The organism is Streptomyces sp. NPDC043685 (assembly GCF_056436585.1).
Genome location: NZ_JBWKCH010000004.1, coordinates 532,382 through 552,748, shown reverse-complemented (window position 1 = coordinate 552,748; position 20,367 = coordinate 532,382). Strand labels below are relative to the sequence as shown.

The 20,367-nt window shown below is 70.0% G+C and carries 20 protein-coding genes; 11 read left to right on the top strand and 9 right to left on the bottom strand.

The genetic code is table 11. The features are described 5' to 3' along the window. The first annotated feature begins 71 nt into the window (after positions 1 to 71). Positions 72 to 1,163, top strand: a complete 1,092-nt coding sequence (locus AC0665_RS16040) for a metallophosphoesterase (protein ID WP_468407966.1) — start codon at positions 72 to 74, stop codon at positions 1,161 to 1,163. 183 nt (positions 1,164 to 1,346) lie between these two features. Continuing rightward, positions 1,347 to 2,207 (top strand): hypothetical protein, encoded by an 861-nt coding sequence (locus AC0665_RS16035; RefSeq protein WP_478603001.1) that lies wholly within the window; start codon positions 1,347 to 1,349, stop codon positions 2,205 to 2,207. Between the two features lie 89 nt (positions 2,208 to 2,296). Here the strand turns inward: AC0665_RS16035 and thiC are convergent, their stop codons facing one another. Next, positions 2,297 to 4,081, bottom strand: coding sequence for a phosphomethylpyrimidine synthase ThiC (thiC, locus tag AC0665_RS16030; protein ID WP_478603003.1), 1,785 nt, complete (start codon positions 4,079 to 4,081; stop codon positions 2,297 to 2,299). Between the two features lie 986 nt (positions 4,082 to 5,067). Here thiC and AC0665_RS16025 point away from each other — a divergent pair. Then, the gene (locus AC0665_RS16025) at positions 5,068 to 6,273 is read left to right on the top strand and encodes a YibE/F family protein (protein WP_478603005.1); all 1,206 of its coding nucleotides are present in this window, start codon (positions 5,068 to 5,070) and stop codon (positions 6,271 to 6,273) included. A gap of 370 nt (positions 6,274 to 6,643) precedes the next feature. Here AC0665_RS16025 and AC0665_RS16020 read toward each other — a convergent pair whose 3' ends face one another. From AC0665_RS16020 to AC0665_RS16005, 4 genes are all read right to left on the bottom strand, one after another. Beyond that, positions 6,644 to 7,078 (bottom strand): SsgA family sporulation/cell division regulator, encoded by a 435-nt coding sequence (locus AC0665_RS16020; RefSeq protein WP_033309865.1) that lies wholly within the window; start codon positions 7,076 to 7,078, stop codon positions 6,644 to 6,646. A gap of 98 nt (positions 7,079 to 7,176) precedes the next feature. Next, positions 7,177 to 7,902: an IclR family transcriptional regulator gene (locus AC0665_RS16015; RefSeq protein ID WP_468634493.1), complete on the bottom strand. Its 726-nt coding sequence runs from the start codon at positions 7,900 to 7,902 to the stop codon at positions 7,177 to 7,179. 323 nt (positions 7,903 to 8,225) lie between these two features. Beyond that, on the bottom strand, positions 8,226 to 8,438 hold the full coding sequence (locus tag AC0665_RS16010) for a DUF5326 family protein (protein ID WP_010032826.1): 213 nt from the start codon (positions 8,436 to 8,438) through the stop codon (positions 8,226 to 8,228). A gap of 171 nt (positions 8,439 to 8,609) precedes the next feature. Beyond that, positions 8,610 to 8,927, bottom strand: a complete 318-nt coding sequence (locus AC0665_RS16005; RefSeq protein WP_363121477.1) for a cupin domain-containing protein — start codon at positions 8,925 to 8,927, stop codon at positions 8,610 to 8,612. 60 nt (positions 8,928 to 8,987) lie between these two features. Between AC0665_RS16005 and AC0665_RS16000 the strand changes: the two genes are divergently transcribed. The 5 genes from AC0665_RS16000 (at position 8,988) to AC0665_RS15980 (ending at position 13,028) form a co-directional block, all read left to right on the top strand. Beyond that, positions 8,988 to 9,365, top strand: a complete 378-nt coding sequence (locus AC0665_RS16000) for a phage holin family protein (protein WP_468407975.1) — start codon at positions 8,988 to 8,990, stop codon at positions 9,363 to 9,365. 6 nt (positions 9,366 to 9,371) lie between these two features. Continuing rightward, the gene (locus AC0665_RS15995) at positions 9,372 to 9,863 is read left to right on the top strand and encodes a low molecular weight protein-tyrosine-phosphatase (RefSeq protein WP_478705197.1); all 492 of its coding nucleotides are present in this window, start codon (positions 9,372 to 9,374) and stop codon (positions 9,861 to 9,863) included. Next, on the top strand, positions 9,860 to 11,266 hold the full coding sequence (locus tag AC0665_RS15990) for a cystathionine gamma-lyase (RefSeq protein WP_478705196.1): 1,407 nt from the start codon (positions 9,860 to 9,862) through the stop codon (positions 11,264 to 11,266). The genes AC0665_RS15995 and AC0665_RS15990 overlap by 4 nt, the downstream gene beginning before the upstream one ends. A 196-nt stretch (positions 11,267 to 11,462) precedes the next feature. Continuing rightward, a complete protein-coding gene (locus AC0665_RS15985; protein WP_478705195.1) occupies positions 11,463 to 12,368 on the top strand; it encodes a LysR family transcriptional regulator in 906 nt (301 codons plus the stop codon). A gap of 177 nt (positions 12,369 to 12,545) precedes the next feature. Beyond that, positions 12,546 to 13,028 (top strand): NUDIX domain-containing protein, encoded by a 483-nt coding sequence (locus AC0665_RS15980; protein ID WP_478603012.1) that lies wholly within the window; start codon positions 12,546 to 12,548, stop codon positions 13,026 to 13,028. A gap of 9 nt (positions 13,029 to 13,037) precedes the next feature. On the opposite strand, the gene AC0665_RS15975 is transcribed toward AC0665_RS15980, so the two are convergent. Then, the gene (locus AC0665_RS15975; RefSeq protein ID WP_478705194.1) at positions 13,038 to 14,564 is read right to left on the bottom strand and encodes a globin domain-containing protein; all 1,527 of its coding nucleotides are present in this window, start codon (positions 14,562 to 14,564) and stop codon (positions 13,038 to 13,040) included. A 418-nt stretch (positions 14,565 to 14,982) separates the two neighbouring features. Here AC0665_RS15975 and AC0665_RS15970 point away from each other — a divergent pair, with 418 nt between their 5' ends. Further along, positions 14,983 to 15,846, top strand: a complete 864-nt coding sequence (locus AC0665_RS15970; RefSeq protein WP_478705193.1) for a GNAT family N-acetyltransferase — start codon at positions 14,983 to 14,985, stop codon at positions 15,844 to 15,846. A gap of 71 nt (positions 15,847 to 15,917) precedes the next feature. On the opposite strand, the gene AC0665_RS15965 is transcribed toward AC0665_RS15970, so the two are convergent. Beyond that, positions 15,918 to 16,340: a GlcG/HbpS family heme-binding protein gene (locus tag AC0665_RS15965; protein WP_478603018.1), complete on the bottom strand. Its 423-nt coding sequence runs from the start codon at positions 16,338 to 16,340 to the stop codon at positions 15,918 to 15,920. A 118-nt stretch (positions 16,341 to 16,458) separates the two neighbouring features. After that, the gene (locus tag AC0665_RS15960) at positions 16,459 to 17,667 is read right to left on the bottom strand and encodes an MFS transporter (RefSeq protein WP_478705192.1); all 1,209 of its coding nucleotides are present in this window, start codon (positions 17,665 to 17,667) and stop codon (positions 16,459 to 16,461) included. Between the two features lie 142 nt (positions 17,668 to 17,809). Here AC0665_RS15960 and AC0665_RS15955 point away from each other — a divergent pair, with 142 nt between their 5' ends. Together AC0665_RS15955 and AC0665_RS15950 are read left to right on the top strand one after the other, a co-directional pair. Then, positions 17,810 to 18,274, top strand: coding sequence for a MarR family winged helix-turn-helix transcriptional regulator (locus AC0665_RS15955; RefSeq protein WP_468634510.1), 465 nt, complete (start codon positions 17,810 to 17,812; stop codon positions 18,272 to 18,274). A gap of 36 nt (positions 18,275 to 18,310) precedes the next feature. Beyond that, on the top strand, positions 18,311 to 18,763 hold the full coding sequence (locus AC0665_RS15950) for a GNAT family N-acetyltransferase (protein ID WP_468407995.1): 453 nt from the start codon (positions 18,311 to 18,313) through the stop codon (positions 18,761 to 18,763). Positions 18,764 to 18,820: 57 nt separating this feature from the next. On the opposite strand, the gene AC0665_RS15945 is transcribed toward AC0665_RS15950, so the two are convergent. Beyond that, positions 18,821 to 20,206 carry a serine hydrolase domain-containing protein gene (locus AC0665_RS15945; RefSeq protein ID WP_478603023.1) on the bottom strand — a complete coding sequence of 462 codons (1,386 nt, stop codon included), beginning with the start codon at positions 20,204 to 20,206 and terminating at the stop codon, positions 18,821 to 18,823. Positions 20,207 to 20,367 lie beyond the last annotated feature (161 nt).

The following is a 20,367-nucleotide window of genomic DNA, read 5'->3' as shown; positions in this document are numbered from 1 at the left end:
TTCCTATGATGGGCCCACGACATCCGCGGGCCGCTACGACCAGGCAGTCCGATGCGGTGCAATGCGGCGCGATGGTGGAGGGGTCGATGACTCAGGGGGCCGGTCAGGGACCCGAGGTGGAGCGGACGGCGACGTTGCGCGACTTCCGGGTGCCCGCATACGTCCACGAGACCGGTCCGTACGTCCACAGCGTTCACCCCGGCGAGGTCGCCCCGCCGCACGAAGAGGCCTATCCCGAGGGATACACGCCGACCCAGCGCGACCTTCCCGTCGTCAACCGGGGTGACACTGTCCAGGTGACCGTGGACCCCGAGACCGCCGCCGCCCCGCAGCCCAGCACCGGGCAGGGCCCGCTGTACGTCGTGGGTGACGTGCACGGCTACCTCGACCAGCTGGTGTCGGCCCTCCAGGAGAAGGGCCTGCTCGACGCCGCCGGCAACTGGTGCGCGGGCACGGCCCGGCTGTGGTTCCTGGGCGACTTCACCGACCGCGGCCCGGATGGCATCGGCGTCATCGACCTGGTGATGCGGCTGTCCGCCGAGGCCGCAGCGGCCGGCGGCTACTGCAAGGCGCTCATGGGCAACCACGAGCTGCTGCTGCTGGGCGCCAAGCGGTTCGGCGACACCCCCGTCAACTCCGGCGCGGGCACCGCCACCTTCCAGGCGGCCTGGCTGCTCAACGGCGGCCAGAAGACCGACATGGACCGCCTCCAGGACCACCACCTGCAGTGGATGTCCCGGCTGGACGCCGTGGAAGAGGTCGACGGCCACCTGCTCGTGCACTCCGACACCACCGCCTACCTCGACTACGGCCGCTCCATCGAAGAGGTCAACGACACCGTCCGCGAGACGATCACCCGCAATGACGCGGACGAGGTCTGGGACCTGTTCCGCAAGTTCACCAAGCGGTTCTCCTTCCGCGACGAGGGCGGCGCGGACGCCGTGCGCACCCTGCTCGATACGTACGGGGGCACCCGCATCGTTCACGGGCACAGCCCGATTCCGTATCTGCTGGGCGAAGTCGGCGCCGAGGAGGACGAGGACAACAGCGACCCGGTCATCGAGGGACCGCACGTGTACGCCGACGGACTCGCCATCGCGATGGACGGCGGCGTGACCATGGCCGGAAAGCTGCTGGTCCAGCAACTGCCGCTGGAGACGTGAACGTTCACCGGGACAGTGCTCCCGGCCGGCGGACGGGCCCGGTGAGGGGCCAATTTCGGTAAACCCCCTGTCACCGCACACCGTCACCGCTCTACCATCGGCTTATCCGTAGCAGGCTCCCCTCCGTTTCTGCCCGACGGCTCGTCAGCATGCCGAGCCCCAAGCCCTACGGAGCATCGGGGGATGCACATGAACAGCGTTCCGCAGCACCTGCTGAACGAGGACCGCCAGGAATACGAGCGGATCCTCGATGAGGCGCTGCGCTCCGCACCACACCGTCCCGAACTGGCCGCTGTCGGTCAGCGGCTCAACCCCGAACAGCTGCGCACCATGGCGTTGAACGCCACCGCGCTCATCACGGCGGCCGCCTCGACCGAATACCAGTACTACGTCAAGGTCCGTGACGAACTGCGGCAGCCGGCGTCCGCCGCGCCGGCCGTCCACGAGTCCGGTTCCGCCGAGCCTGGCGCGGGCGCGTCGGGTTTCGCCGCCACCATGGGGGTCGCCGAGGCCTCCGGTGCGGGCGCCGTCGCCGTCGTCGCCGTCCTCGCACCCGTGCTGGCCGGGACCGCGGCGGCGATCTTCCTGCTCGTCGGCTACATCCTGCGGATGCTCGACCCCGGGCAGGGGTTCGCCCGGACGATGCTCACCACGGGCTGGGTGTTCGGCGCCGTGACCGCGGTCGCGATCCTCGTCGCCGGGGTGGGACTGCTGCTCACCGCCCTGCGCAACAAGCCCACGGCCGAGAGCGGGCCGTACGGCGAGCTGCGCAGAGAGGTGGCCAAGGCCAAGGAGGCCTGGCGCGAGGCGCTGCTGGAACGCGGCATCCTGCCGTTCCTGCGAGAAGCGCTCGTCGACCCGGGCGCGACCGCCGCGCTGCACCCCGCTCCGTCGCCGACCCCGGTCAGCCGCATGCCGCACCTCGGCTACGACCGCCCGGGGTTCAGCAGCCCGGACGACGGCGACCGCGGTTCACGCCCCAGCTTCAGCAGCCCGGACTACACGAGCCCGGACTTCGGAGGACCGGAGCACCAGCCGGAGTAGCCGTCGGATCCCGTCCGAGCAGGCGCCTCCCACAGGCCGGGGGCCATGGGCCCCCGGGGCTGTGCGCGGCCGGGGCTGTGCCTGGCCGGTCAGTCCGCGATGGGCAGGTACACGCGGTTGCCGCTTGCCGCGAACTCCTTCGACTTCAGGGCCATGCCCTCCTCGATCTCGGTCCGCGAACCGCCGTGTTCACGGCGGATGTCCTGGGAGATCTTCATGCTGCAGAACTTGGGACCGCACATCGAGCAGAAGTGAGCCGTCTTGGCCGGCTCGGCGGGCAGGGTCTCGTCGTGGAACTCCCGTGCCGTGTCCGGGTCGAGGGCCAGGTTGAACTGGTCCTCCCACCGGAACTCGAAACGGGCGTCGGACAGCGCGTCGTCCCACTCCTGGGCGCCCGGGTGTCCCTTGGCGAGGTCGGCCGCATGGGCGGCGATCTTGTAGGTGATCACACCGGTCTTGACGTCGTCGCGGTTCGGCAGGCCCAGGTGTTCCTTGGGGGTGACGTAGCACAGCATCGCCGTGCCCCACCAGGCGATCATCGCGGCGCCGATGCCGGAGGTGATGTGGTCGTACGCCGGGGCGACGTCCGTGGTCAGCGGGCCGAGCGTATAGAACGGAGCCTCATCGCAGATCTCCTGCTGAAGGTCGATGTTCTCCTTGATCTTGTGCATCGGGACGTGGCCCGGGCCCTCGATCATGGTCTGTACGTTGAAACGCTTCGCGATCCGGTTGAGTTCCCCGAGCGTGCGCAGCTCCGCGAACTGCGCCTCGTCGTTGGCGTCGGCGATGGAGCCGGGCCTGAGGCCGTCGCCGAGCGAGTAGGTGACGTCGTACGCGGCGAGGATTTCGCAGAGCTCCTCGAAGTTCTCGTACAGGAACGACTCCTTGTGGTGCGCGAGGCACCAGGCGGCCATGATCGAGCCGCCACGGGAGACGATGCCGGTCTTGCGGTTCGCCGTCAGCGGCACATACGCCAGGCGCACACCCGCGTGGACCGTCATGTAGTCCACGCCCTGCTCAGCCTGTTCGATGACCGTGTCCTTGTAGATATCCCAGGTCAGCTCCTCGGCCCGGCCGTCGACCTTCTCCAGCGCCTGGTAGAGCGGCACGGTGCCGATGGGGACGGGGGAGTTGCGCAGCACCCACTCGCGCGTGGTGTGGATGTTGCGGCCCGTGGAGAGGTCCATGACCGTGTCGGCGCCCCAGCGGGTCGCCCAGGTCATCTTCTCGACCTCCTCCTCGATGGAGGAGGTGACGGCCGAGTTGCCGATGTTGGCGTTGACCTTCACCAGGAATCGCTTGCCGATGATCATCGGCTCGATCTCCGGGTGGTTGACGTTGGCCGGCAGCACGGCCCGGCCTGCGGCGATCTCGTCGCGCACGACCTCGGGCGCCACGTTCTCCCGGATGGCCACGTACTCCATCTCGGGCGTGATCTCACCGCGGCGGGCGTACGCGAGTTGTGTGACCGCCTGCCCCTCCCGGCCACGACGGGGTTGGCGCGGGCGCCCGGGGAAGACTGCGTCCAGGTTGCGGAGGCCGCCGCGGGGCGAGGTGTGCTTGATGCCGTCGTCCTCGGGACGGACGGGACGGCCCGCGTACTCCTCGGTGTCGCCGCGGGCGATGATCCAGTTCTCGCGCAGCGGCGGCAGTCCCCTGCGGACGTCGGTGTCGACGTGCGGGTCGGTGTACGGGCCCGAGGTGTCGTACAGCGTGACCGACTGGCCGTTGGTGAGGTGCACCTGACGGACCGGCACGCGCAGGTCGGGGCGGGTGCCCTCGACGTACGCCTTGTGCCAGCCGATGGACTTCCCGGCCTCCTCGGACGTCTCGTCCTGAACGGAGGCAGGCGTGCGTGTGTCCTTGCTGGTCATGAGACCTACTCCCTACGCCGGCATTACCCGGTAACAGGTTCGGCGGTCGACGCAGCGGCTTCCGTCCGACGATGTTTCGTGTGAAACATCACTCGACTCCGGCGATGTTTCATGTGAAACATCGCCGGGACGGAGGTCAGCGCCCTCTCAGCCCGGTGCTCCGAGCTCCCGCGTGTACAAAAGGTGCCTCCACGCTAGCGGCAATTCTGGCGCGGTGAACAGAGGGCCCCCCTCGTTCTTGCGATGATCGGTCGGTGACCACGACGCAGCGTCCCCCCTTCCCACCGCCCGAACCGCCCCGCGGATCCGGCGCCGGAAACGGCAACGGCCGTGGTGACGGCCACGATGTCACCGCGGGTTCCGGCCGAGGCCCGGCGCGGGGGCAGGCCCAGGGCCCCGGGCCTCGATACGGCAGCGGCGGCACTCCCGGCTCCGGGGACGGCGGCGAGCGTGGTCCCGGCTCGGACCGTGGGTACGGATCGGGTCCTGGTGGCGGGTACGGCTCGGAGTCCGGCAGGCAGTACCGCTCGGATTCCGGCAATGGGTACGGCTCGGGTTCCGGTCATGGGTACGGCTCGGAGTCCGGTGATCGGCGTGGCTCGGAGTCCGGCCATGGGTACGGCTCCGATCCGGGACGCGAGTACGGAGGCCCTCCCGGGGGTGCGTACGGTTCCGGCTCCGGCGGTGCGTATGGTTCCCGTTCCGGCGGCGAGTACGGGCCGGACTCCGGTGGGGGCCAGGGCGGTACCGGTCCGTCCGGTGGCGGGCACGGTGGTCCCACCGGTGGGCAGGGCCCCGGTGGCGGGCACGGGTCCGGACCCGGCGGAGGCGACGGGCACGGGCACGGGCACGGCGGTGACGACGGGCACGACGGGCACGGCTCCGCACCGGGCGGGGGACACGGCCACTCGCATCATCACGGCCCGGCCACGCCCGTCTCCCTGCATCTGCGCAAGGTCATCGCGGCGGTCCTGATCCCCTTCGGCGTGGCGGTGCTGGTCGGTCTCGTCGTGCTGTGGCCGGGCGGCGCCCCGATGCACGAGCGCACCGGCGTCGGCTTCGACCGGCAGACGCAGGACGCCACGGTCACCAAGGTGGTCGAGGTGAGCTGCAAGGAAGCGGGCGCCTCGGGGGTCCCGCCGACCGGCGACACCTCCACCGCGGAGGGTTCCTCGGCGGTGCAGGAGGAGAAGGGCACCTGCAAGCGGGCGACGATCCGGGTCGACACTGGCGGCGACAAGGGCCGTACGTTCACCGAGATCGTCCAGCCGGACCAGTCCCGCCAGTTGTACGAGGGCCAGGAGGTCGTGGTCGCCTACGAGCCCTCGGCCCCGAAGGACCTGCAGTACTCGGTCACCGACATCAACCGCCGTGTGCCCCTGGGGCTACTCGCCGGCATCTTCGCCGTCGCCGTCGTGATCGTCGGGCGGCTGCGCGGTGTCATGGCCCTGGTGGCCCTGGCCATGAGCTTCCTGGTGCTGAACTTCTTCATCCTGCCCGCGATCCTCCAGGGCTCGAACCCGCTGGTCGTGGCGGTGGTGGGCGCGAGCGCCATCATGCTCATCGCCCTGTACCTGTGCCACGGCCTGTCCGCCAGAACGTCCGTGGCGGTGCTCGGCACCCTCATCTCGCTGTTGCTGATCGGCGTTCTCGGCTCGGTGTTCATCGACTGGGCCGCGCTCACCGGCAACACCGACGACAACACCGGGCTGATCCACGGCCTCTACCCGACGATCGACATGAGCGGTCTGCTGCTGGCCGGCATCATCATCGGCTCGCTGGGCGTGCTCGACGACGTGACCGTCACACAGACCTCCGCGGTCTGGGAGCTGCACGAGGCCAACCCCTCGATGGGCTGGCGCGGGCTCTACCGCGCGGGCATCAGGATCGGCCGCGACCACATCGCCTCGGTCGTCAACACGCTCGTCCTCGCCTACGCGGGTGCGGCGCTGCCGTTGCTGCTGCTGTTCTCGATCGCGCAGAGCAGTGTGGGGACGGTCGCCAACAGCGAGCTGGTGGCGGAGGAGATCGTGCGCACGCTGGTCGGCTCGATCGGCCTGGTCGCCTCGGTGCCGGTCACCACGGCTCTGGCGGCGCTGGTCGTCTCGGCCGACCGCCCCCAGGCACAGCCCGCCGCGGAGACCTCCCCTGTCCCGGCGCGCGGGGGGAAGGGCCGGCGCCGCAAGCGCTGACGCGTCGGTGTCGTCGCAGAGACCTGTGCAGGGCGTGGGGCGGGGCGGAGGAAGAGGCCCCGTGGCCGGGCTGCTCCGCTGTGCGACCCACGGCACCCAGCGGGCGGTATGCCCCGAGTTCCTCGGTCTCGGGGCCGCCTCAGTCCCCGTCCCGGACCTCGGGGCCACTCGGCGTCCCGCACAACAGCGGCCTCGCAAGCACCTGGCAGACCCCTCGCCCGGCATTGCCCGCATCTCCGCCGTCCCGGCCGCGCCGCGCACCATCGCGAGAAGATCGCCCGGTCATAGGAAGATCGCAGGAAGAAGCGTTCCTGCACAGTTCGGCGGCATCCGGTGAAGCGTTCCTCCACCGTGCCGCCGAGCCCATGTCTCAACCAGCGCCCTGCTCGGCGAGGATGCGGTCCAGGGCCTCGTCCAAGTGCGCGTCGAAGTCGGCGAGCGAGCCCTCCTGGCCCAGCGGCACCAACTTGTCCGTACGGTCGAGAAAAGCGACGAGCGGCGCCGTCGAAGACCGGAACAACGCCTGGTCACTGCCCACCTGAAGCCGAATCAACACCTCGCCCAGCGCATCGGGTTCGACGGGCGTGACCCGCACATCGCCCTCCCCGCACGGCCGGCCCACACCATCGATCAGCAACTCCCGCCCGAAAGCCCACGTCACCGGGGCGTCACCGGGCAAGTGGAACGTCAGCCGGACGGCATAGGGATCACTGGACTCATAGCGCAGCTCCACCGGGATGCGGAAGGAGAGCTCCTCGGACACGAGAAAGCTCATCATGACCTCTGCTTGTACGGACTCGCGCATCGATAACCCCGTCATTCGCCGTGACTGGCCGGGAACGAACCTCTGACACTTGGTGGAATCTTGCTGAACGTACACAGCAGATCACAAGGAGTGAGTTTTCACATACTGATAGAGAGCGCCAGCGAGCCGAGCGACCGCCCGATCTCCACCTGCAACTGCCCGGCCACAGGCAGCAGTCGATCGGCCTGGTGTGCGGGGAGTGAGATGGCCATCGTCGCTGCCGTGGTGCCGAGCGTGAGCGGGATCGCGGCGCAGACCGCCCCCAGCGCGTACTCCTGACGTTCGATCACCGGCTCCATGCGCCGGATCCGCTCCAGACGACGGAGCAGACTGTGGTTGTCGCGCACGGTGTACGGCGTGAGGGGCTGCACCGGGTAGCGGTCGAGGTGGTCGCGACGTGCGTCCTCGTCCAGCTGGGACAACAGGCACTGCCCGATGGCGTGCGCGTGCCCGGTCTCCCGGAAGTCGGCCCATTCCTCGACGGCGGGGTTGCCGGGGGTGTCGGAGACGCACATGACCTCGATCTCGCCCTCGCGGTACACCGCGTAGTACACGGGCACACCCAGGACGTCCCGCCAGTGCGCGAGCGCGTCGACGATCGTGCTGCGACGTTTCTGCCGCGCTCCGCTGCTGCTCAGCCGCTCGGCGGCCTCACCGAGGAAGAACAGGCCCTTGTCCCGGCGCAGATAGCCCTCGTGCACGAGTGTGCGCAGCAGGTGATAGGTCGTCGGCAGCGCCAGGCCCGTCTCACGGGCCAGTTGCTTGGCCGGGGCGCCGTACTCGTGCACGGCGACGGTCTCCAGCAGGCGCATCGCGCGCTGCACGGATCCGATGAGGGTCGGCGGAGGGGCCGGTGCCGGCGCGGCGGGCGCCCTGGGTACCGACGAGCGGGGTTGTGCGGGGACGGCGTGGAGGTGGACGGGGGCGGTGTCAGCCGGGACCAAGGGGCTCTCCCGAAGCGCGGGGCAGACCGTGCGGAGGAGCACGGGTGGGGGTGAAGGCCGCTCGCGGGGAAGTCCCCGCGTCGAGTTCCGGACTCTATTCGTCTGCCACCGCGCGCAGACCGCCCCGCCGGGAAACTTCCCCCGCCCGAGGGAACCGGTGATTCCAGGCGTTTCCCGCTACCCCCACCGGTTTCCCACCGGTCTCACCAGTCGCTGCGCGACGAGGAGCTCGCCGTGAACTTCCGTACGACGTAGATCAGTCCGCCGACCAGTGCCACGAAGACCAGCACCTTGAAGAGCAGTCCGATGACGAAGCCGACCACGCTGGCGATCAGCCCGCCGAACACGACCAGGGCGATGACCGGCACCGCGATCCACTTCACCCACCACGGCAGTCCCGTGAAGATCTCTCGCATCGCCCTCGTCCTTACCTCTCCACCCGTTCGAGTGCCGGGTCGTGTCGGTCCTTCCGGATCTCGGATCTCCGATGTCCTGCACTCGATGCTAGGTGCGGGCAGGGGCGAACGGGGGCCTCGCACCCCTTGTCCTCCCCTGACCGGTCCCCTAGGGAACCCTGAGGCCGTCCGTCATTTCTCGGGCGGAGAGAAGACCACCAGCACCCTCAGATCCTCGGTGATGTGGTGGAACTTGTGGGCGACTCCCGCCGGCACGTAGACCACGCTGCCGCGCGCCACCTGGGTCGTCTCCAGGCCGACGGTGATCGCGGCACGGCCGCTCACAATGAAGTACACCTCGTCCTGATTGTGCGGCTTCTGTGGATCCTGCTCGCCCGCGTCGAGGGCGTACAGGCCGACCGACATGTTCCGCTCCCGCAGAAACTGCAGGTAGGCGCCCTCGTTGGCGGCGCGCTCCGCCTCCAGTTCATCCAGCCGAAATGCCTTCATCGCCTTGCCCGCCCCTGCCTCTTGTGCCCATGTCCGATCAGGTCTGCCACGATCAGACACATGAAGAATTTCGTAGTCAAGACGATCGCCAACGCGGGCGCCCTGGCGGTCGCCGTATGGCTGCTGGACAAGATCACCCTGACCGGTGACAGCACCGGGAAGGAGATCGGCACCCTGATCATCGTGGCGCTGATCTTCGGCTTGGTGAACTTCCTGGTCAAGCCGGTCGTCAAGCTCCTCAGCCTGCCGCTGCTGATCCTGACGCTCGGTCTGTTCACGCTGGTCGTCAACGCGCTGATGCTGCTGCTCACCTCGTGGCTCGCGGACAAGCTGGACCTGAGCTTCCACGTGGAGGGCTTCTGGACGGCCGTCCTGGGCGGCCTGATCATCTCGGTGGTCTCCTGGGCGCTGCACGTCCTGCTGCCCGACGGGGACTGAGCGGGCATGACGTACCGGGTCTGCTTCGTCTGCACGGGAAACATCTGCCGTTCCCCGATGGCCGAGATCGTCTTTCGCGCGCGGGTGGCGGAGGCGGGTCTCGACGAGCTGGTGGAGGTCGACAGCGCCGGCACGGGTGGTTGGCACGAGGGCGACGGAGCCGACCCGCGCACGGTGGCCGTCCTGGAGGACAACGGCTACTCCGGCGATCACACGGCCCGGCAGTTCCAGTCGTCCTGGTTCTCCCGCCTCGACCTGGTGATCGCCCTCGACGCCGGCCACCTCGGGGCCCTGCGCCGCCTCGCACCCACGGAGCGGGACGCGGAGAAGGTGCGGCTGCTCCGCTCGTACGACCCCGCCGCCGGTGACGACCTCGACGTACCGGACCCCTATTACGGGGGCATGGACGGCTTCGAGGAGTGCCTTGTGATGGTGGAGGCGGCGAGCACCGGGCTGCTCGCCGCAGTGCGCGAGGACGTGGAGGGACAGGCGGCATGAGCGATTCCGGGACGGATGACGCGGGCCGGACGGCGGATGACGCGGGCCGGGGGGCCCGTGACACGAACCGGGTGCCCGGCGATGCGCACCAGGTGGAGGATGCCGCGAGCCGGATGACGGGGGCGGCGGGCCGGGCGACGGGAGCCGTCCACGAGGTGACGGCCGCCGTCGATGACGTGACGGCCGCCGTGGAGAAGGTGACGGGCGTCGCGGAGGAGGGGGCCGGGGTCGCGGAGGAGGCGACCGGCGTCCCGGACAACGTGACGGGCGCGGCAGGCCGGGGCGCCGGGGACGGCACGCGCGCGGTGCGGGCGGGACTGCCCGAGCCGGTCAAGCACGAGCCCACCCTGCCCGGTCCCGTGTTCGCCGCCCACTTCCACCTGCCGGGCGATCCGACCGGCCCCTACACCTACGGCCGCGACGAGAACCCGACCTGGACGCTGCTCGAGCGCGCGGTCGGCGAGCTGGAGGCGCCCGGTGAGGCCGGCGCCGAGACGCTCGTCTTCGCCTCGGGCATGGCCGCGATCTCGGCGGTGCTCTTCTCCCAGCTGCGCACCGGCGACGTGTGTGTCCTGCCCGACGACGGCTACCAGGCGCTGCCGCTGGTCCGCGCTCAGCTGGAGGCCTACGGCATCGAGGTCCGCACCGCGCCGACCGGCGGCGACGCCCAGCTCGACGCCCTCGACGGCGCGAAGCTGCTGTGGATCGAAACCCCGTCGAACCCCGGGCTCGACGTGTGTGACATCAGACGGCTCGCCGAGGCGGCCCACGCGCGGGGCGCCCTGGTGGCAGTCGACAACACCCTGGCTACGCCGCTCGGACAGCGTCCGCTGGAGCTGGGCGCCGACTTCGCGGTGGCCAGCGGCACCAAGCAGCTCACCGGTCACGGCGACGTCCTCCTGGGTTATGTCGTCGGCCGGGACGCCGCCGCCATGGCCGCCGTACGCCGCTGGCGCAAGATCGTCGGTGCGATTCCCGGGCCCATGGAGGCCTGGCTCGCGCACCGTTCGATCGCGACGCTCCAGATGCGGGTCGACCGGCAGAGCGCGACGGCCCTCGCGGTCGCCGAGGCGCTGCGCGACCGGCCCGAGGTGACGGGGTTGCGCTACCCCGGGCTCCCCGACGACCCCTCGCACGAGATCGCCGCGCGGCAGATGCGGCGCTTCGGGTGCGTGGTGTCGTTCACGCTGGCCACGCGCGCGCGTGCCGACCGTTTCCTCGACGCGCTGCGGCTGGTGGACGACGCGACGAGCTTCGGCGGGGTGCGGTCCACGGCCGAGCGGCGCGGACGCTGGGGCGGGGACGCGGTGCCGGAGGGCTTCATCCGCCTGTCGGTGGGTGCCGAGGACCCCGAGGACCTGGTGGCGGATGTACTGCGCGCCTTGGACGTGTCGGCCGACTGACGTCCCCACGGACGGTCCGAGCCTCCCCCCTCGTGGCTCGGACCGTCCTCCGGTTCCGCGCGCAAGAACCGCGCGACCCAGGCTAGTTGACTCTCTGTCAGTGTCCAATCACCCTAGCGACAGAGACCTATCGACTTATTTATAGTTGAGCGCGGCCGGGGGGCCGGGAGCGGGGCCGCAGAGGGGAGTGCGCACGGTGGATCTGGCCTTGCTGCGGACCTTCGTGACCGTGCACCGAGCCGGATCCTTCACCCGCGCCGCCGCCCTGCTCGGCCTCTCCCAGCCGGCCGTGACCTCACAGATACGGACATTGGAACGGCAGCTGGGCCGCCCCCTGTTCCTGCGGCAGGCCCGCGGCGTGACCCCGACGAGCATCGGCGACGAACTCGCCCACAAGGCCGCGCCCCATCTCGACGCCCTGGTGGAGATCACCGAAACCGGCCTGGACGACGATTCCTCCTTACGGACGCTGCACCTCGCAGGTCCGCCGGAGTTCACCGCCGAACGAGCCCTGCCCGCCCTCACGGAACTGACCGGCGACGACGGTCAGGGCTTCTCCCTGCGCGCCTCCTTCGGGACCGCCGAGGAGACATTGGAAGGCCTTTCCGCCGGGCACCATGATCTCGTCATCAGCACGGCCCAGCCGCGCGGCGCCCTGCTGACGGCGACTGCGCTCTGCGACGAGGAGCACGTCCTGGTCGCCGCCCCGCGCTGGGCCGGGCAGATCGGCGCCGGGCAGCCGGACCACAAGCCGGTACCGGCCCTGGAGCAGGTGCCCGTGGTGGAGGTGCACGAGTCGCTGCCCTTCGTCTCCCGCTACTGGGCCTCGGTCTTCGACTCACCCGCGGTCGCCCCGGGCACCGTGATCGTCCCCGACCTGCGTGCGGTCCTGGCCTGCGTGGTGGCGGGCGCGGGCCTGGCGGTGCTGCCCCGCTATCTGTGCGCGGGGGCGCTGGAGCGGGGCGATGTCGTCGCCCTGCACGAGCCGGCGGTGCCGCCGCTGCGGACGTACTTCCTCGTGGTCCGCACCGGGACGCTCGCGATGCCCCATGTCGCTCGAGCCCACGACTGGTTGCTGCGGTCCTCGGCCGACTGGTGCTGAGGCCTGGCGTGTGTGGCAGGACGCTCCTTTTGCGCGGGGGTGCGAAGGCGCTCCGACATGGAGCGAAGGCGCCCTGGCGTGGGTGCCGGGGCGCTCAGCACCACGCCTCACTCTGAGGGCCTGACCGGTCACGATCGGCGATGTTTCACGTGGAACCAGCCGGGCCACATTTCACTCATGACCGTCCGACCCGTGGTCAAGCGCACCGCCCGCGCCGTTCTGCTGGACGGTGACGACCTGATCTTGATCAAGCGCACCAAGCCGGGTGTGGATCCCTACTGGCTCACCCCCGGTGGCGGGGTCGAGCCCAGCGACTCGACTGTCGTCGACGCCCTGCACCGTGAGGTGTACGAGGAGCTCGGCGCGAAGATCACCGATGTGGTGCCCTGCTTCGTGGACACCATGGAGCACATCGGTGAGGACGGTGGCGCGACCGGTGTGAAGGTGCAGCACTTCTTCGTCTGCCGCCTGAGCTCCATGGACCCTTCCCTGCGCCACGGCCCTGAGGTGGAACAGCCCATCGGCGAGTACGAGATCGTGCGTGTGCCCTTCACCCGAGTCGGGATCGCGTCCGTCCATCTCGTGCCGCTGTCGCTGCGGCACTACCTGGACGCCAACATCGAGGGCGTCCTCGCCATGCACGCGCCCGATCTGGGCTGAGGCGGCTGATCAGCTTCCGGTTGTGACCAGCTCTTCCACGGAGTCGTGCCGTATGCGGTCCGACGGGATGCCGATGTCCCTCAGGGCGTCCACACCACTGCGGATCATCCCGGGCGGGCCCGAGAGATAGGCGTCGAACTCACTCCACGGCCCGTAGGCGCGGATCGCGTCCGGCAAGGTCCGGTGCGCCTGCTGGTCGGTGATCGCGCGGACCGAGAGCCAGGGGTGGGTCTGCTGGAGACGGAGCATGGTGTCGATGTCGTACAGGTCGTGGTCGGTGCGGGCACCGTAGAAGACCTCGACCGGCCGCCGTTCCCCGTGCTCGGCGACATCCTCGACCAGGGCCTTGATGGGCGCGATGCCGGTGCCACCGCCCAGGCAGAGCAGGCCGCTGTCGGTGGTGTGGTCGACGGTCATGGCCCCCGTGGGCGGGCCGAGCCGGATGATGTCGCCGGGGCGGGCTCGGTGGACCAGCGCGTTGGAGACCCAGCCGGCCGGAACGGCCTTCACATGGAACGACAGCAGACCGTCGGAGCGGGGGGCCGAGGCGAAGGAGTAGTGCCGCCAGATCCGTGGCCACCAGGGCGTCTCCACGCTGGTGTACTGCCCGGCGAGGAAGGGATACGGCTGGTCGGGGCGGACGGTCAGGACGGCTACGTCCGGGGTCCTCGGCTCGTGCGTGACGATCTCGGCATGCCACCAGGCCGGGGCGCGCAGTTCGTCAGCGGCCGCCGCGTCGATCATGATCTGGGAGATCGTGGTGTAGGCCCGTATCCAGGCCGCCTCCATCTCCGGGTTCCATACCCCGGCGGCGTACTTGCTCAGCGCACCGATGAAGCATTCGCCGACGGCCGGGTAGTGCTCGGCGCGCGTCCCGTACTTCCGGTGCCCCCTGCCGAGGGCTTGCAGGTAGTCGACGAGGACCTCTCTGTCGTCGATGTGTTCGGCGGCCGTGACCAGCGCTCTGAGAAGCCGGTCGCGTTGGGTGTCCATCGCGACCGGGAACAGCGGGCGCAGGTCGGGGTGGCGGACGAAGAGCAAGGCGTAGAAGTACGACGTGACCGCGTCGGAGACCGGAGCGACCTCGGCCAAGGCACGGCGGATCAGGAGGGCGTCGGGGGACGCGGCTGCCGTCAGGGGCGTCGCGGCCGGGTCCGCGGACGACGTCGATGCGTACCGCTGGACGGGAACACCCGGATCGGGGATGGCTGTCGGAGGCGAGGGCAGAGCGGAGGCGAAGGGCGCCGGGGTGAGCGCCGTGGGTGCGGGGCCTGGAGACAAGGCAGCGGCAGCGCTGCCGCTTGCGGACATCGAAGCACCCGATGCGGAGGCGCCGTCCTCCGGAGCTCCCGGGCCGGTGGCGCTGCCCATCGGGCGTATCGCGGCCGGCCGACGCTCTTCTTCCGTCACAGGGTCGCTGTCCGGCGCGGTCGTCGGGTCCTTGCGAGGGGTGAACCAGCCGCCCCCGTCGCCAGGAGCACCGTTGTCGGCCGACATGCTGGTCGGAGCGTCCATGGTGTGTCTCGCCTCGAGCATCTTCCGGTCGGTCGGCGGACTTCCCCGGCCGGAAGTCGCCTGCTTTCCCCGCGGACGGTCTGCGTTCCCTCCTTGGCGCGGCCTATGCGGCCCCTTCGCCCTGCGCTCGGCCCACACGGGACGGGTCGGCTCGTTCCGGACGCGCATCGGAGCCGACCCTATCGGCCGTCGCTGTGCACACACCTCTCCTTCCCTCGTCACGCATGAGGGCACGAGGCGCGCCCCGCAGAGCCCCGACCTCAAGACTGCACGGCCTCGTTCACGGCCCGGTCCGGACACCCGATGTTCTTACGTGTTTCACGTGAAACATCCAGTTCCGGTCCGCGCGCCGACCGAGCGGCGACAACTGGCCAAAAGGTCGTGTGTCTCCGCCGAAACAGGTGGACGCCGGGGTGTCTTGTCGGACAGCCTGACCTGCGTGCCGACTCCTTCTCTTGCCTCATTGCCCATCCGTCGTCTGACGCTCCGCGATCAAGCCGCCTGTTCCGACTTGTCCGAGGATCGGGGGTGGCTACGGGAGGAGCACAAGTGGGGGTTTCTCCTCACGGCCGGTAAGGGATACGGCATCGATGACCCCGACGGGGGCCTCGTGAGTGCCTGTGTCGTCACCGAGTACGGGCCGCAGAACCCCACCCTCGCCGCGATCGGCATGGTCCTCGTCGCCGGACGGCACGCCCGCGAGGGAGTGGGGCGTCGTCTGATGCGCCACGTCGTCTCCACGATGGGCACCACGCCTGTCACCCTGCACGCGACGCCGTACGGACGCCCCCTCTACGAGGAACTCGGCTTCAAGGTCAGCGGGCGGGCCGAAATGGTCATCGGACGCTTCTCTCCCGGCGGGCCGGAGCCGACCGTGGCCACCCGTGCCGCGACCGCTGAGGACCTCACCGCCATTCTCCGGCTCGACGAGCAGGTCTTCGGCGCCGACCGTACGCACATCGTGACGCGACTGCCCGCCTTCGCGGACCAGTTGCGCGTGGCCGAGGAGGACGGGCGGATTGTCGGGTATGCGGCCGCATGGCCCAACATGGACACCCACGTCGTCGGCCCCCTCATCGCACGCGACACATCGGTGGCCCAGGCGCTCATCACCTCCCTCGCGGCCCACACCGACCGACCCCTGCGCACCGACATCGATGTGCGGCACGAAGAGCTCCTCGCCTGGGTGAAGGACCGAGGTCTGGAGTCCGTCGCGTTCAACTCGGTGATGGTGTACGGCATCACCGACCTGCCCGGAGACTGGAGCCGGCGGTTCGCGCCCGTCACGGTCGCGGCGGGCTGAAGAGCTTCCACACGACGGCGCCGGCCCCCGGAAGATCGGGGAACCGGCGTCGTGGCGCAGAAGGGGTCCGGTCAGGCGAGGGACTCCACGGCGGCCGTGGCGAAGCCGTGGTCCTCCTCCGGAGCACCCCCGCCGACACCGATCGCGCCGATCAGCCGGCCGTCACGGTGCACCGGGACACCGCCGGCGATGAACAGCAGCGGCCGGTCGAGCGCGGTAGGCAGTGTGTGGAAGAGCCCGCCGGGCTGCACCGCCTCGACGAGGTCGGCGGTGGGCGTGTTCAGCTGGAGCGCCGTGTAGGCCTTTCGGGTGCTGGTCTCACCGGAGATCAGCACGGCGCGGTCGTCCCGCCGGAAGGCGAGCAGCTGGCCGCCCGCGTCCAGGACGGTGACGCTGACGGTGACGCCCGCGGCCTCAGCGGCACGGTGGGCCGCGGCGACGAGGATGTCGGCGTCCTGGGTGGTCAGCGGGGCGAGGGCGGTGGTGGTGCTCATGAGGGGCTTCTCCCGGAGGCTTGCTGGTGAGACTGGGTCGTGGTGGTGGCCGGAGGAATGTGCGATCGGGTGGTTCGGTCGGCCGGGGTGATGCGGTGGGGCGGGGTGATCCGGTCGCTCAGTGGTGGACAGCGGCCCGCTGCTCGACCGGCGCCGATCCCGTGACGACGGTGCTCGGACCACCGGCGCGGCGTTCCAGGGCGGCCGACAGGACGGCCAGGACCAGGGCTCCGGCGGCCAGCGCGGCACCGACCCAGTTGGGGGCGGTGTAGCCGAGACCCGCCGCGATCACGAGGCCGCCCAGCCAGGCGGACAGCGCGTTGCCGAGGTTGAAGGCGCCGATGTTCACGGCGGAAGCCAGGGTCGGGGCGCCGGACGCCTGGTCGAGGACCCTCTTCTGGAGCGGCGGCACGGTGGCGAAGCCGAGGGCACCGATCAGCGCGATGGTGATCGCCGACAGCACCTTGTCGTGAGCGGTGAGGGTGAACAGCGCCAGGACGACGGCGAGGGCCCCCAGCGCGATGTACAGCATGGGCATCAGGGCACGGTCGGCGAACTTGCCACCGACGAGGTTGCCGCCGACCATGCCGAGGCCGAAGAGGACCAGCAGCCAGGTGACGGAGCCGTCGGCGAAACCGGCAACGTGGGTCATCATCGGCGCGATGTACGTGATCGCCGCGAAGACACCGCCGAAGCCGAGGACCGTCATGGCCATCGCGAGCAGCACCTGCACGTTCTTGAAGGCGGCCAGTTCGTGCCGAAGGCGCACGCCCTGCGCCTTCGGCAGGTCGGGGACGAGCCGGGCGATGCCGAGCAGGCCGATGACGCCGAGGGCGGCGACGATGCCGAAGGTGACCCGCCAGCCGACGGACTGCCCGACGAGCGTGCCCAGCGGAACGCCGACGACGTTGGCGACGGTCAGGCCGGTGAACATCATCGCGATGGCTCCGGCCTTCTTGTCCGGGGCGACGAGGTCGGCCGCGACGACGGAGCCGATGCCGAAGAAGGCGCCGTGCGCCAGGGAGGCGACGATCCGGCCGATCAGCATGACGGAGAAGGCCGGGGCGAGGGCCGAGAGCAGGTTGCCCGCGATGAACAGCCCCATCAGCAGCATCAGCATCCGCTTGCGCGAGATCTTGGTGCCCAGGACGGTCATCAGCGGGGCGCCGAACATGACGCCGAGCGCGTAGCCGGTCACCAGGTACCCGGCCGTGGGGATGGAGACCCCGTAGTCGCTCGCGACCTCGGGCAGCAAGCCCATGATCACGAATTCGGTCGTTCCGATCCCGAAGGCCCCGATCGCGAGGGCCAGAAGCGCGAGAGGCATGGAGGGGTTACCTTCCCAGACGATTGCAGGAGCGCTTTGCGTGCGTCCACAATAATTGCAGACGCGGGCTATCTGCAACCGCCGTCTATTGCGCTCCTGCTCTATCCTGGGAGGCAGCCGCTCCGGGACGGAGGAAACGCCAATGACAGCGACGGACCCCGCGCTCACCGCTCTCGCCCAGAGCTGGTGCGCCCTCTCTCTGCTCCACGGAAGGATCGAGGCCCACATCGAGCGCGCCCTGCAGGCGCGGCACGACCTCAGCGCACGTGAGTACTCCCTGCTGGACGTGCTCAGCCGGCAGCACGACGGTGACGGAGGACATCTGCAGATGAAGCAGGTCGCCGACGCCGTCGTCCTCAGCCAGAGCGCCACCACGCGACTGGTCACCCGGCTGGAAGACCGCGGGCTTCTGGAGCGCTACCTCTGCCCCACCGACCGCAGGGGCATCTACACGAACGTCACCGAGGAAGGCCTCGCCCTGCTGAAAGCGGCGCGGCCCACCAACGACGCGGCCCTGCGCGAGGCTCTCGACGAGGCGGCGAAGAACCCCGAGCTGGCCCCGCTGGTGCGGGTCGTGGAGACACTGAAGGCCCCGGTGCCCGCCTAGGACACCTCCCCTGGACGTCCCGCGTAGGGTGCGCCCATGGGAGACCTTGCTATACGTGCCGCCGTCGCGGACGACGTCCCGGCGATCGTCGCGATGCTCGCGGACGACCCGCTGGGCGCACAGCGCGAATCACCGGACGACCTCAGCCCGTACCTGATCGCCCTGGAGCGGCTCAGTGCCGACCCGAATCAGCACCTGGTCGTGGCGGTCCGGGACGACCGGGTGGTCGGCACTCTCCAGCTCACGATCATTCCCGGACTGTCGCGGCGTGGTGCGACCCGATCGGTCATCGAAGGGGTACGTATCCATGCCGACGAGCGCGGCAGCGGCCTCGGAACCCAGCTCATCGAGTGGGCGATCGACGAGTCCCGGGACCAGGGCTGCCATTTGGTCCAGCTGACGTCCGACAAGACCCGCCATGACGCACACCGCTTCTATGAGCGGATCGGCTTCACCGCCTCCCACACAGGGTTCAAGCTGCAACTGTGACAGTGGCGGTGCCCGCGTGCGGGGGCCCTGTTTCACGTGAAACAGGGCCCCCTTCGCCTAGCCGATACCGCGCCATCCCTCGGGATCGACGCCACCCGGCACGGGAGCTGTCTGGTCGTACGGCTGGCGCGTGAACAGGAACGAGCCGAGGTCCAGGTGGCTCACGGTCCCGTCCGGCCGCCGTACGGCCTTCAGAAGCTCGCCGGCGTAGTAGCCGTCCAGCCCTGTCCATGTGCCGTCGCTGTTCGGGCGAAACCTGGACCGACGGCCGCCACCGGTCAACGGCCCCAGGGAGACGAGCCCGTCTGCCGTCAGCCGCAGAACGAAGGCGTGCGTCCCCCAGTACCACTGCCCCGTCAGGTCCAGCAGTGACGGGTCGACCTCGCTCAGCGGCTTCCAGGGGGCAGGGATGCGCGGCTCTGCTTCTGCGACGATACGGACCAAGTCGGCGGCGACGGTGAACAGCAGCGGCCCGGACGTGGCATTGGCCAGGACGATCGCCGCCACGTCGTCCTCGACGCTGATCATGAGACAGGCGAGAAAGCCGGGCAGGGAACCGGTGTGGCCGACGAGGGACCGTCCGTTCCGTCGCCGGATCTCCATCCCCAGGCAGTAGGCGTAACCGCTCGCCACGTCCGCGGCCTCATGCGGCGCGGCCGGTGTCCTCATCTCCCTCAGCGACTCGGCGCTCAGCACCCGATCGTCGCCGTTGACCAGGAAGACCGCGAACCGCGCCAAGTCGGCTGTCGTCGACCAGAGTTGCCCGGCCGGTGCCATGCGCCCCAGATCCTCGGTGGGTTCGGGGAGCAACACGTCCGCCCAGGGGTGCACGGCCCAGCCACCCGCGTGGGGCGCCTGTGGCCGCACGCTCGTGCGGTGCAGCCCCAGAGGTTCGAGCACTTCACGCCGAAGGACGTCCTCCCATGGAGCCCCGCGGAGCTTCTCGATGAGTGCGCCGAGCAGCGCGTAACCCGGGTTCGAGTAGTGGAAGCGGCGGCCGGGCGGGGCCAGCAGAGGCCGCTCACCGAGGACATCGGCGAGTTCGGGCCGCAGGGACCCCGGACTCCGCTCCCACCAGGGCCCCGGCGTCTCGGCCGCCAGCCCACCCGTGTGCGCGAGGAGTTCGGCGATGGTCGCCTCCCCCACACCGGTGCCCGGCAGATGCTTCTCCAGCGGATCCTCCAGATCCAGGCCACCCTCGTCCCGCAGCCGCAGCACGAGAACCGCGGTGAACGTCTTGGTGATCGAACCGATCCGGTACTGCACGTTCTCGTCCGGCGCATGGCCTTCCACCGACGTCCGTGCGCCCGTCCACACCGTGGCCCCGTCTCGCACGACGGCCGCGACGAGCGACGGAACCCGCCCTTCGGCCTGCGCGACAGCGATCCGGTGCAGCAGAGCGCGGCGGGTGCCGGGAAGCAGCTCTTCCTGAGATGTCGTCATGGGCCCAGTTCATCCCGCGGGCAGCCCTGCGTCGAGCACATTTGGATCAGTGACCCCGAGACCTGGTCGTGCAGGGCTTCACCGCCGCTGACATGCCGGCTGCGCCACCGAGCCCATCGATCCGTGAGCTCAGATCGTGCACCGATGAGTTCCCCCCGCCG